Raw genomic sequence first — 12,476 nt, 5'->3', positions numbered from 1 at the left:
GCCTCTCATCTGGTTATTTTTCTTAGTGTTTGCTGCTTAGTAGCTCTTTAGCGGGGCTTGCCCAGAGTAAAAACTCCCGATTGCCATCGCCGCCTTTGATTGGGCTGTCAATATACTCTTTTACTTCAAGCCCCAGATCTTCGCATAGCGCAGTAATGCGCGCGCGCACCTCTGGATAGTATTTGGCATCTCGCACCAGACCGCCCTTGCCGATGCCTTCCGGGCCGACTTCAAATTGCGGTTTAACCAGGCTCAAGAGCTGCCCCGAAGGTTTAAGCAAGGCGGGTAACTGCGGCAGAATGAGCGCTTGGGAAATAAACGAGACATCCATAACGATAGCATCGAAACCGGCATCTCCGTGTGGGGCAATTTGCGTGGCCTCCAGATGGCGCGCATTAACCCCTTCAAAAAGGTGCATCCGGGGATCGTCCAGTAACTTCTGCGCCAACTGGTCTCGCCCGACGTCCACTCCCACTACCGATGCGGCTCCGCGCTGCAGCAGGCAGTCACTAAATCCGCCGGTGGAGCAACCCACATCCAGTGCGTGCCAGCCGGAGGGATTTAGTCCTGTTTGGTCGAGGATTGCGGCCAGCTTTAGGCCGGCTCGGGAGACATACTGGTCTTCCGGCAGGGGGGTGACTTCCAGGGCGCAATCTTCCGGAATACTCTGCCCAGCCTTGCGTGCGGGCTGGAGGGCGCCGCCATCGGATACCATGACTCTTCCGGCATCAATCAGTTTTTTGGCATGGGTACGGGAGTTTGCCAGTTTTTTCTGTACAAGCAGTTGATCCAATCGGGTCATGTTTTGCGCTGCAATCCTGTTCATATGGTTAAGAATACAGTGCCCATGCTAACCTCTGGCTCCAATCGGTAGAAGTGCGGTTCCACAAATTGTGGGACTAATCTTTAAGAAGCTTCGGAACAATTCCGGGATGCCCCTGAAGCCCCCGCAGAGAGGGCTTCGAAGCGCGGCTGCTGTATTCAGAACTGGCAGAGGGCTGTGCACTTGCGCTGAGCGGTAAGGCTTATAGAGGTATTGTGAAATTGTTCAGGGGCTCCTTAGTTAGGAGAGTGTCGGCTGATGGCAAAAAGCGTTCTGGATAGATTCAAAATTCGCAAGGGAAAAGTCTTTGAGGCGCCACTTGAGGGCGCGTTTGGGCGTCTGGTGACCCCCTTTGAAGAATTTATCCACCGCCAAAGCAGCAGTGGTATTTTGCTGATGCTATCTGCGCTGGCAGCGTTAATTATTGCCAACTCCCCCTTGCAGGAGGCGTACAAGCACCTGTTGCATATGCCCATTAGTCTCAGTGCCGGTAACTGGGAGTTTTCTCTTTCCGTACACCACTGGATCAATGACGGCCTGATGGCAATCTTTTTCTTTCTGGTGGGGTTGGAATTAAAGCGTGAATTTATGGTGGGGGAGCTGTCCGATTTACGCCAGGCAGTTCTGCCGGTAATGGCGGCCATCGGCGGTATGGTGGTGCCTGCACTGATTTATGCCTCTTTCAACGCGGGGGGCGGAGCAGAGCACGGCTGGGGGATTCCCATGGCCACGGATATTGCATTTGCGGTCGGCTGTATCGCCCTTTTGGGGAATCGAGTGCCTCGCGCGGTAGTCACTTTTCTGGTGGCGTTAGCGATTGTCGATGATTTGGGCGCAATCCTGGTGATTGCGATCTGGTATACCGAACAGGTAAATATCATTGCGCTGATCGCGGCCGGTTGCCTGGTCGGCATTATGTGGCTGCTCAAAGCAGCGGGGGTTCGCCGCTCTCCAGCCTATGTGTTTGTCGGTGTACTGCTCTGGTATGAGCTCTATCTGGCGGGTGTTCACGCGACGATAGCCGGGGTGATTACGGCAATGGCACTGCCGGCCAGACCCAAATATGATCCGGTGGCCTTCAGTACCTTTGTGAAGGATATTATCCGCAGCTTTGACCGCTGCTTCCGCCCGGGAGACAAGATTATTGCCAACGATGCGCTGCGCGCCCGTGTGATGGCCCTGGGCAAAGGTGTCAACCTGGCGCAGTCGCCGTTGCAGCGGATGGAAACCCGCCTGCATACGCCGGTGGGTTTTTTGGTGATTCCCATTTTTGCCCTCGCCAATGCGGGTATTCCGTTTGACAGTTTTACCAGCTCCTCCGCAATCATAAATCCGGTCACCCTCGGGGTGATAGCCGGTTTGGTTGTCGGCAAGTTGGTGGGTATCGTCGGGGCGACCTGGATCGGTTGGAAGCTGGGTTGGGGCAAGCTGCCCAAGTCGGCCAACTTCCAACATATTGTCGGTGTGGCACTCCTCGGCGGGATTGGCTTCACTATGTCGATCTTTATTGCCGAGCTGGCCTTTAACTCCGAGTATGAACTGCTGATCCAGGCGAAAGCCGGTATCCTGTTGGCATCGGTTATTGCCGGGGTGGCGGGGTTTTTGGTATTGCGTAAAGCGCCGGTGGCGGATGAGTTTGACCCTCACGGGGAGAGCGATAGCCCCAGGGATGGGGAAGATAGTGAACAGCAGCCCAGCCGTCAGGGTTGAGCTGTTTTGGTGTTTTTGTACCACTTGGCTCCGCCGCCCTGCCGGGGTCTGCTCCCTGTCATATCCCGCCACTCCTCTGATTAATGTAGGTGAGAGAAATAAAAACCATGTATTTGAAAACATTGGCACAGGTGCTACCCGTGCTGGCCATTTCCCTGCTACTCGGGGCCTGTGAGGGCCAAACTGCGGCGAGTCAGAAAGCCGTGAACGCACTGGATGCCGTTGATCAATCGGCCACAACCGAGCCCAAATCCGCTAGTGGAGATAATGCGATGGATAGTCTGGCCCAAGCTTATGTCCTTCTTGTACTCGAACTGGGGAACCACGACAGCGGCTATGTCGATGCCTATTATGGACCGGCACAATTGCGCAAAATTGCCGCCGAGAGTACGGCGAGCGCGGCGGATATTGCCCGGCGCGGTGAGTCCTTACTGGCTGAGCTGCCGGCAGTGGTGGGTGGCGACGGGGCGATAGACAACCTGCGCATGCACTATCTGAAGACCCAGTTGTTGGCTCTGGTATTTCACGCCCACAGTCTGGCGGGAGAGAGTCCGAGAAATTTTGCCAGGGAGGCGCGGGCACTCTATGACACGGAGCCTCCACAGCGGGATCTGCAAAGCTTTGAGCCAATGCTACAGGCGTTGGAAGCGCTGTTGCCGGGGGAGCAGCCCTTGGGAGAGAGGGTAGCCAGTTTCCGCCAAGCTTATGAGATTCCCGCCAACCGGCTCCAGGCTGTCTTCGATGCCGCGATAAAAGAGTGCCGCGCGCGCACCAAGCAGTATATTTCTCTGCCAGAGGATGAGAACTTTGTGCTGGAGTATGTCAGTGACAAGCCGTGGAGTGGTTACAACTGGTACAAGGGCGGTGCTCACAGCCTGATACAGGTAAACAGCGGTTTGCCGATTACGATCGATCGAGCTATTGATCTGGGCTGTCACGAGGGATACCCGGGGCATCACACCTATAACGCCCTGCTGGAGCAAGCGCTGGTACAGGAGCGGGGCTGGGCGGAGTACAGCGTTTATCCACTGTTTAGCCCCCAATCACTGATTGCGGAGGGGAGTGCAAACTACGGGATTGAATTGGCGTTCCCCGGTGAGGAGAAAACCCGTTTTGAGCAGGCGGTTCTCTATCCGCTGGCAGGTCTGGACCCTCAGACGGCAGAAAAATATGAACAGGTAATGACCCTGGTGGATAAGTTGGGTTTTGCCGGCAATGAAATTGCCCGCCAATATATCGATGGTGAGATTGACGCGGCACAGGTGCCGGCGCTCTTTGAAAAATATACCCTGATGAGCCCTGCTAAGGCGGCGCAGCGCAAAGATTTTGTCGATGCCTATGGCGCCTATGTCATTAATTACAATTGGGGTAAGAAACTGGTTGCCGACTACGTGGAGCGGGACAGCCAAGATAATGCTGAGCGCTGGCAGCGCTTCACCCGCCTATTGTCCTCCCCGCGCCTGCCTTCATCCCTGGATTGGTAGCTATGCAAAAAGACGCTTTGAGAAAGTATCTGCTCGCGCGGCCGGAAGCTATTGAGGATTTTCCCTTTGCTGCGGATGTGGCAGTGTTTAAGGTAAAAAGACGCATGTTTGCTACTTTAAGCTGTTACCGGGGCGTGGATGCCAGTAATCTCAAGTGCGATCCAGATGAAGCCCAGGCTTTAAGGGATATCTTTTCCGGTGTTATCCCGGGTTACCATATGAACAAGAAACACTGGAATACCGTGTTGTTGGATGGCACAGTGCCCGACTATGAGATTGAGCGCATGGTAGATCGCTCGTATGGTTTGGTGGTTAAGGGCCTTAGCAAGGTTGAGCGGGAGTCCCTGGAACTGGCCTATGGTGCAGAGGTACTCTACCGCTAGCGGTGCCGAAGAATAGAGACATCCAGATTTAATCTAGGAGAAGATGTGAGCGAATTTATTGTTGATGTAACGGCAGAAAATGCCCAGCAAATGCTGATTGAAGAGTCTATGCAGCGCCCGGTTGTAGTGGACTTTTGGGCCGATTGGTGTGAACCCTGCAAGCAGCTGATGCCGGTACTGGAAAAACTGGCCAACGAGTATAACGGTCAGTTTTTATTGGCCAAGGTCAATGCGGATACTGAGCAAATGCTGGCGGGCCAGCTGGGGGTGCGCAGCTTACCTACCGTGATGGTTTTAAAAGAAGGGCAGCCGGTAGATGGCTTTGCCGGGGTACAGCCGGAGTCGCAAATTCGCGAGATGCTGGATAAGTACCTGCCGAAACCCTGGGATATAAAGTTACAGCAGGCGCAGGCGCTAATTGATGAAGGCAAAGTCGCCGAGTCCCTGCCGCTACTGCGACAAGCCTATAGCGAATCGTCTGAACGCATCGATATCGCCAAACAACTGGCTGCTATTTTGCTCGATCAAAACCGGGCTCAGGAAGCGGAGACTGTGCTCAGTAAAATTCTGCTGGCGGATCAGGACGCGGAATACCAACAGCTGATGGCTCAGTTGGAACTCAAACAGCAGGCAGCGGAGACGCCAGAAATCCAGGCGCTGCAAAAAGCTCTGCAAGAGAATCCCGCAGATAGCGATGCGGCTTATCAGTTGGCGGTGCAGTACAGCCAGGCCAATCGCCATGAAGAAGCCCTGCAATTATTGCTGGATATTTTGCGTAAAGATATGGGTTTTGCCGATGGCGCAGCCAAACAGACTTTCCTGGATATTGTAAAGAGCCTGGGTGCTGGCGATCCTATCGCCACCCAGTATCAGCGCAAACTGATGACCATGATGTTTTAAGTTGGCATCGGCAAGTAAAGGGGCCCTTGGGGCCTCTTTGTTTTTTGCGGGAGTAGAGGAGGGCTATTGATGTATAAACTCTGTGTTTATATTCCCGAGACCCATCTGGACGCGGTAAAGCAGGCGCTTTTTGCGGCGGGTGCCGGTCGCATCGGTGATTATGACAGCTGTTGCTGGCAGGTATTGGGCACTGGGCAATTCAGGCCGCTGGAGGGGAGTCAGCCATTTATTGGTGCATCGGGCCAGGTAGAGACGGTTGCGGAGTATCGGGTGGAGATGGTCTGTGCCGATGAGCGGGTGGATGCCGCCCTCGATGCACTGCGGACAGCGCACCCCTATGAAGAGCCGGCATTTGACCTCTGGCGACTGGATGAGCGCTGCGCTGCCGGCTGATACTATTCTTTGCCGTACTTCTTAGAGATTGTCGAGCACCTTTTGCCGCTCGCGGCTTTTTTGCTCAATCGTTCGTGCATCTTCCATTAATTCTGAAAGGTTGGAGTGATGGCTGGGCATCGCCCTTTCTGAGTTGCTGCTGCCCCGTTCGCTCGAACCGGGTTTTAAGCTGAAGGGATCGTTGGCGCTGACGCTGTTTAGGGGTTTGACACGGTGAATGCGCACGTGTGAAGCCAGTCCCTCCGGCACCGTATCGGAGAAGTGCCAGTTGCCATCCCTGTCTTTCCAGGTAAAAACTTCTGAAGTTTGTTTGCTTGCATCCCCCTGGGGCATAAGCTCGCTGGAAGTTGTCAGCGCCTCAATTTGGGTGGCTGACTCCCGGGTGGTTTGCCGCACGCTTTGCAGGGCCTGTGCGCCGCTTGCGTGAATCGCTGAAATATCTGCTGCTGGTGGCAACCAGTCGGAGGGTGACATTATCGGTTTACCATCCGGGCCCGGTAAAATCATCGGCAGCACAATGCCTACCAGTATTAAGGCACCGAGCATTGGAAAGTATTTCATGCAAACGTCCTTTTAATGCAGGGTCAGTGATTAATTAAAATTGGCTTACAGCTTGCGATTAATTACTCCGCGGTGCAGTTGATACTGGCCGGTGCGGGTATCCTCGAAATAGTGCTCCAAAGTGCGCTGCATAATGGGGAAAGCGATCTCTCCCCAGGGAATTTCATCCTCGCGAAATAGCTCAACTTCAAGGGATTCCGGTCCGGGCCCGAAATTCATATCGGTGAGCTCGCCCCGGTACATGATATAGACCTGATTGATATGGGGGATATCGTAGATAGAGTAGAGCTCATCGACGCGAATACTGGCCCGGGCTTCCTCCCAGGATTCCCGCAGGGCCCCCTCTTCACTGGTCTCGCCATTTTCCATAAACCCGGCGGGCAGGGTCCAAAGCCCCAGGCGCGGTTGTATGGCGCGCTTGCACAGCATCACCTTATCGCCGATATAGGGCACGGCCCCGACAATCACCCGGGGGTTGATATAGTAAATGGCGCCGCAGCGGCCACAGGTATGGCGGGGGCGGTCATCACCCTTGGGGATGGAAAGTGTGACGGCGCTACTGCCGCATTGGCTGCAAAATTTCATGGCGTCAGTATACCCATGCAAAGTTGGAGCGCCAGCTTCCCGACCGGTTGACGCCTATAGTTGTTAATGATGTTGAAGTACAAAGGCGGTGTCTACCCTGTGATGGCGCGTTTCTTACTGTTCGGGTTAGCGCTCTTCGCCCTCGGTGCCTGTGGTGGTAAAGGTAGTGAGCAAAAGGTGCGGCCTCCACCACCAGTAGAAGTACTGGTTGTCAGAGAGGAGCCGGTGATTCCCCGCTATGAATTTGTCGGTCGGGTTGAGGCTACCGATGAGTATCAAGTTCGCCCGCGAGTACAAGGGTATATCCAGAGCCGCAATTTTAAAGAGGGGGAAACTGTCCAGCAGGGGCAGTTACTGTTTGAGATTGATGCGCGCCCGTTTGCGGCGGAGCTGGCCAATCAACGCGCCACCCTGGAGCAATCCCAAGCCTCCCTGAGAGTGGCCGAGCGCAACTTTCACCGCGGCCGCCGCCTGGTGGAGACCGGGGCGATCAGCCAGGTACAGATGGATGAGCTGCAAGGGAAGTTCGAAGAAGCGGAATCCCAGGTAGATGCCAACCGCGCCAAAGTACAAAGCGCCGAGCTGGACCTTTCCTACACTAAAGTCTACGCGCCACTCAGCGGGCGGATTGGGCGCACCGACTTTACCGTGGGCTCTCTGGTGGGGCCAAATTCCGAGCCCCTGGCCACGATTGTAAAAATGGACCCCATCTATGTGTTGTTCGAGGTGCCAGAGGAACAGCTCTATGCGGTGCAAGTGGATTCCCTGCGGCGGCAGCGGGAGGGCTTGAGCCCAACACGCCTGGATGTGCGTATTGAACTGCCCGACGGCAATGACTATCCGTACCGGGGTGAGATCGTATTTATCGATAACCAGATCGACCCCAATACCGGGTCGGTTGCGGTGCGCACCCTGTTCCCCAACCCCGCTCAATTGTTAGTACAGGGACAGTTTGCCCGGGTGTCGATCCGGGTCTACACCGGCAGTGATGCCCTGAGGCCCCTGGTGCCCCAGTCGGCGGTTATGGAGGATATGCAGGGGCGTTACGTCTTTGTCCTGGGTAACAATTATATTGCTGAGAAGCGCTACCTGACGCTGGGGCAGAGGGAAGGGGAGCTGTGGGCTGTAGACCGAGGGCTCGCCGTCGGTGAGTCTGTAATCGTCAATGGATTGCAGAGAGTTGTGGCTGGAAAGCCGGTTACCCCGCAAAACACACCGAGAGACCCTTACAAGGTTACTGCGCCACCGGCCCCGCCGGCCGAGCCCGAAGCCGCTCCCAGGGCAAAACCTGACTCTACAAATATGCCCGGCGAGGGAGGCCTGCCGGCAGCCGATAAGGGGGCAGCCCCGGCAAACCCTGCACCTGGGGAGAGCGACGATGACTACAAATAGCTGTCGCTACCCATGATCAGTGCCTTTTGCATTCGGCGGCCGCGCTTCGCCTTTGTTATTTCCATACTGATTACCCTCGCGGGCATACTCTCTCTGCCGCAATTACCGGTGGCGCAGTTCCCCGAAATCACTCCCGCGACCATCAATGTCACCGCCACCTATGCCGGTGCCAGCGCTGAGGTAGTGCGCGATAGTGTGGCGGTACCGATTGAGTCGCAAGTTAATGGTGTGGAGGGGATGGACTACATGTCCTCCACCAGTGGCAACGATGGCTCCTACAGTCTGACTGTGACGTTTAAGCCCGGCTACGACGACGATATTGCCCAGGTGAACGTGCAAAACCGGGTGGAGCAGGCCACGCCGCAATTGCCTGAGGATGTTACCCGGGATGGTGTGGTGGTTTCCAAGCAGAGTACCACGCTGCTGTTGGTGGTGAATGTATTTTCCCCGGAAGAAAAATTTGATGAATTGTTTCTGGCAAATTACGCCGAAATTTATTTAAAGGATGAATTGGCGCGGGTAGCGGGGGTGAGCAATGTTGTTATTTTTGGCTCGCGCAATTACGCCATGCGCCTCTGGCTCGACCCCAATCGTATGGCCTCGCTGGATGTCACCGCCCAGGATGTGATTGCCGCTGTAGAGGCGCAGAATGTGCAGGTTGCCGCCGGCCAAATTGGGGCACCACCGATCCGTAAAGATCAGCAGTTCCAATACAATATTCTGGTGCAGGGGCGCCTGGCCTCTCCCGGTGAGTTTGAGGATATCACCATCCGCGCCAAAGCCGATGGCGCCATGGTAAAAGTCAAGGATGTGGCGCGGGTGGAGTTGGGCAGTGAATCCTACTCTTCCTATGGGCAGTTGGATAATCAGGCTTCCGCAGTGATCGGGGTGTACCAGTTGCCAGAAGCCAATGCGATCGAGGTAGCCGAGGGGATTAAGGCCAAGGTTGCGGAGTTATCCCAGCGTTTTCCCGCAGGCTTAAAAGCGGAAATTCTCTACGACACCACCCTATTTGTTGAATCCTCCATAAAAGAGGTGGTGGAAACCCTGATCGTAGCCCTGGTACTGGTGATTCTCGTGGTTTTCCTGTTTTTGCAGGATTGGCGTTCCACACTGGTACCGGCTATTGCGATTCCGGTATCCCTGATTGGCACCTTTGCCCTAATGCTGGCATTCGGAATGACGATCAATACGATTACGCTATTTGCCCTGATTCTGGCGATCGGCATAGTGGTGGACGATGCGATTATTGTGGTGGAAAACACTCAGCGCTTAATGGCGGAGGGTCTCTCGGCCAGAGAGGCGGCGCTGGAATCAATGCGTGAAGTCACCGGCCCGGTGATTGCCACCACTCTGGTGTTATTTGCCGTTTTTGTACCGGTGATGTTGATGCCGGGCATTACCGGAAAAATGTATCAGCAATTTGCGATCACTATTTCTATGGCGGTAGCTATTTCCTCCCTAAATGCACTCACCTTGAGTCCGGCTTTGTGTGCCAGCTTATTGAGACCCGGCAAAGATGGCGAGGTGGCGGGAATTAAGGAAAGCGGTATTTTTGCTTTCTTTAATAAGTCCCTACATATTGCCACGGGCTTTTACGTCGGGCTCGTCAGGGCTTGCATTAAAATACCAATTGTCGGTGTTGCCTCAATTATTGTGATTTTATTGCTGTGTTTTTTACTCTTCAGCCGAATCCCCTCCGGTTTTATTCCCGATGAAGATCAGGGCACGTTTATGCTGCACGTGCAGCTGCCAGATGGCTCCTCCCTGGAGAGAACCGGTCCGGTCGTAAACCAGGTAACCGATATTCTGCGGGAGGAACCGGGTATGGCCCACGTGGTAGGTGTGCCCGGTTACAACTTACTTACCAGCAGTGTCTCCTCCAATACGGCGATGATGTTTGCCGTGCTCAAACCCTGGGATGAGCGCACGAGTAAAGCAGATAGCCAGTTTGCCATTATGGAGCGGGTACAGAAAAAATTATTCGCGATTCCCAATGCACAGGTTATGTCGTTTGTGATTCCACCGCTTCCGGGGATCGGTACCGTCGGTGGTTTTGAATATGTACTTGAGGATTTACAGGGGCGCAGTACGGTTGAGTTGTCCCAGGTTTTATTTGACCTGTTGGGCAACGCCAACCAGCGCAGCGAAATCGCTCAGGCCTTTACCAGCTTTCAGGCGGCTACACCGCAACTGGAATTAGAGGTGGATAAAGAGAAATCACATGTGTTGGGGGTGCCGCTTCCGGATGTCTATTTAACCCTGCAAACCTTTCTGGGTGGCTACTACATCAATGACTTTAATCTGTATGGAAAGGTATTTCGGGTTATCGCCCAGGCAGATGCACAGTTTCGCGACAACGAGGAAAACCTGTCGGGGTTTTACGTCCGCGCCAATAGTGGCGGCCTGGTACCGCTGACCGCTGTCTCAACCATTACCCCGGTGGTCGCCCCGCAAACCATAACCCGCTACAACCTGTATAACAGTGTGACGATTAATGGATCACCGGCACTGGGTTATTCCAGCGGCCAGGCGATGGACGCGATGGAGGACTTGGCGTCAGATCTGCCAGAGGGCTACGGGTATGAGTGGACTGGTATCAGCTTGCAGGAGGTGACGGCGGGTAATCTGGCCCCAATCCTGTTCTCTTTGGCCATTGTATTTGTCTACTTGTTTTTGGTGGCCCAGTATGAGAGCTGGACTATTCCCTTTGCGGTAATGCTGTGTGTTCCCATTGCGATTGGCGGTGCAATGTTTACGGTATTTATTGCCGGGTCCATCAATAACCTCTATACACAGATTGGTCTGGTACTGCTGATTGGTATGGCGGCAAAAAGTGCGATACTGATCGTAGAGTTTGCCTGTGTGGAGCGCGACAAGGGCAAATCGATAGCGGCTGCGGCCCTATCGGCGACCCGCCTGCGCTTCCGCGCGGTTCTGATGACGGCGATGTCGTTTATTTTGGGGGTAATACCGCTGCTGGTCGCCACTGGCGCCGGGGCGGTGAGTCGGGTCTCTCTCGGCCTGGTGGTCTTCGGTGGCATGTTGGCTGCGAGTATATTCGCCACTTTGCTGGTGCCGGTGTATTACGCTCTGGTGCAAACGGTACGGGAAAAGCTCAAAGGGGGCTATACCCCCAAAAATGAACCGGAAGAGGCTGCGAAGGGTAGGGCTGAAACCTCCTGACCCAGCTCGCAGATTGGATAGTAAGGTGGCAGAGCACAAATGGAGATTGTGGCATATCACTCAGTGTCAGCACTGAAAATCGGTATGATAAAAGTTAAGGGGTCCCCGCAGTGATCGGGGCAGGGCACGGATTTATGCTAGAAATTATTGAACACAAGATCATAGAACAAATAGAAGACTTGCAGGCGAGGGTGCCGGTTGGCCCCGATCTACAGGGGCATGCAGCGGTATTGATTGCCTTGACCGAGGAGCCCGACCCCCAGGTAATTCTCACCAAGCGCTCTGCTAATCTCTCCACGCACTCTGGCGAGGTCTCCCTCCCCGGAGGACGCTGGGATGCCACTGACCCCTCGCTTCAATACACCGCCCTGCGCGAAGCCGAAGAAGAGGTCAATCTGCCTATGGATGATGTGCGTATTCTCGGCCCCCTGTGGCCACGCACTACGCGCTGGCAGGTACATGTTACTCCCTGGGTGGGAATAATCTCACCGGATATGCAGTTGTCCCCCAATCCCGGGGAACTGGATGCGGTATTTCGAGTCCCCCTGTCATTTTTTCTTGCGGACCCACGCATTCGCACTGATCGGATTATTATTGATAATCAGGCGATTTATCTGCCGGCTTATCTGTATGAAAATTATGAAATTTGGGGCTTTACCGCAGGCGTCTTAACTGAATTCCTGGTGAGAATATTAGGTGCCTCTATTGGGCGTCGCGATGATGTGCCGCTGCGTGCATTAAATTAGTTTTAATTTATATAAGTTGAGTTTTATTTATTAAGTATTCCCTCCTTAATATTTCTGTTTTGTCGGGGTTTGTAATTAACGCGTAGCCTCGCAGGGTGCTCCCCGTCTTTTAAACCTTTTTAATATCGAGGGTAAACTGCTCCAAAAGCCGGGATATCACCGGCTTTTCTGTGTTAATCGTTTGGGTTTTTTTAACGGGGGAATAGAATACTTCTCCGTGCCCGGTGGTCGCCAAAAGCTTTTGTTGTTTGGTGACTATTTCACGATTTTAAATGATGGCAGGATTTATTTGTGGGGTAAGTCCTGCTTATAT

Annotated in this window: 11 protein-coding genes; 8 read left to right on the top strand and 3 right to left on the bottom strand. The window is 54.2% G+C overall.

Going from position 1 to position 12,476, the window contains the following annotated elements:
• Positions 1-22: 22 nt before the first annotated feature.
• Positions 23-802: a TlyA family RNA methyltransferase gene (locus ACJJIK_RS08840; RefSeq protein WP_444944791.1), complete on the bottom strand. Its 780-nt coding sequence runs from the start codon at positions 800-802 to the stop codon at positions 23-25.
• A gap of 279 nt (positions 803-1,081) precedes the next feature.
• Between ACJJIK_RS08840 and nhaA the strand changes: the two genes are divergently transcribed.
• The 5 genes from nhaA to ACJJIK_RS08815 all read left to right on the top strand — a co-directional run bounded on the left by nhaA (position 1,082) and on the right by ACJJIK_RS08815 (position 5,693).
• Positions 1,082-2,533, top strand: coding sequence for a Na+/H+ antiporter NhaA (gene nhaA, locus ACJJIK_RS08835; protein WP_444931902.1), 1,452 nt, complete (start codon positions 1,082-1,084; stop codon positions 2,531-2,533).
• A gap of 107 nt (positions 2,534-2,640) precedes the next feature.
• Positions 2,641-4,017 (top strand): hypothetical protein, encoded by a 1,377-nt coding sequence (locus ACJJIK_RS08830; protein ID WP_444944790.1) that lies wholly within the window; start codon positions 2,641-2,643, stop codon positions 4,015-4,017.
• 2 nt (positions 4,018-4,019) lie between these two features.
• Positions 4,020-4,400: an MmcQ/YjbR family DNA-binding protein gene (locus ACJJIK_RS08825; protein ID WP_444944789.1), complete on the top strand. Its 381-nt coding sequence runs from the start codon at positions 4,020-4,022 to the stop codon at positions 4,398-4,400.
• Between the two features lie 45 nt (positions 4,401-4,445).
• Positions 4,446-5,300 (top strand): thioredoxin, encoded by an 855-nt coding sequence (gene trxA, locus ACJJIK_RS08820; RefSeq protein WP_444944788.1) that lies wholly within the window; start codon positions 4,446-4,448, stop codon positions 5,298-5,300.
• A gap of 69 nt (positions 5,301-5,369) precedes the next feature.
• Complete coding sequence (locus tag ACJJIK_RS08815; RefSeq protein ID WP_444931898.1) at positions 5,370-5,693, top strand: NGG1p interacting factor NIF3; 324 nt, start codon at positions 5,370-5,372, stop codon at positions 5,691-5,693.
• A gap of 21 nt (positions 5,694-5,714) precedes the next feature.
• Here ACJJIK_RS08815 and ACJJIK_RS08810 read toward each other — a convergent pair whose 3' ends face one another.
• The gene (locus tag ACJJIK_RS08810) at positions 5,715-6,254 is read right to left on the bottom strand and encodes a DUF4124 domain-containing protein (RefSeq protein ID WP_444931897.1); all 540 of its coding nucleotides are present in this window, start codon (positions 6,252-6,254) and stop codon (positions 5,715-5,717) included.
• Positions 6,255-6,299: 45 nt separating this feature from the next.
• A complete protein-coding gene (locus ACJJIK_RS08805; protein WP_444931896.1) occupies positions 6,300-6,839 on the bottom strand; it encodes an NUDIX hydrolase in 540 nt (179 codons plus the stop codon).
• A 69-nt stretch (positions 6,840-6,908) separates the two neighbouring features.
• Between ACJJIK_RS08805 and ACJJIK_RS08800 the strand changes: the two genes are divergently transcribed.
• The 3 genes from ACJJIK_RS08800 (at position 6,909) to ACJJIK_RS08790 (ending at position 12,163) form a co-directional block, all read left to right on the top strand.
• On the top strand, positions 6,909-8,231 hold the full coding sequence (locus tag ACJJIK_RS08800; RefSeq protein WP_444944787.1) for an efflux RND transporter periplasmic adaptor subunit: 1,323 nt from the start codon (positions 6,909-6,911) through the stop codon (positions 8,229-8,231).
• Positions 8,232-8,243: 12 nt separating this feature from the next.
• On the top strand, positions 8,244-11,417 hold the full coding sequence (locus ACJJIK_RS08795; protein ID WP_444944786.1) for an efflux RND transporter permease subunit: 3,174 nt from the start codon (positions 8,244-8,246) through the stop codon (positions 11,415-11,417).
• 134 nt (positions 11,418-11,551) lie between these two features.
• On the top strand, positions 11,552-12,163 hold the full coding sequence (locus ACJJIK_RS08790; RefSeq protein WP_444931893.1) for a CoA pyrophosphatase: 612 nt from the start codon (positions 11,552-11,554) through the stop codon (positions 12,161-12,163).
• The last annotated feature ends 313 nt before the right edge of the window (positions 12,164-12,476 follow it).

It is taken from the genome of Microbulbifer regidiadema (SeqCode) (assembly GCF_052466995.1).
The sequence above is the reverse complement of the archived record's forward strand: the minus strand, read 5'-3'. Positions and strand labels throughout refer to the sequence as shown.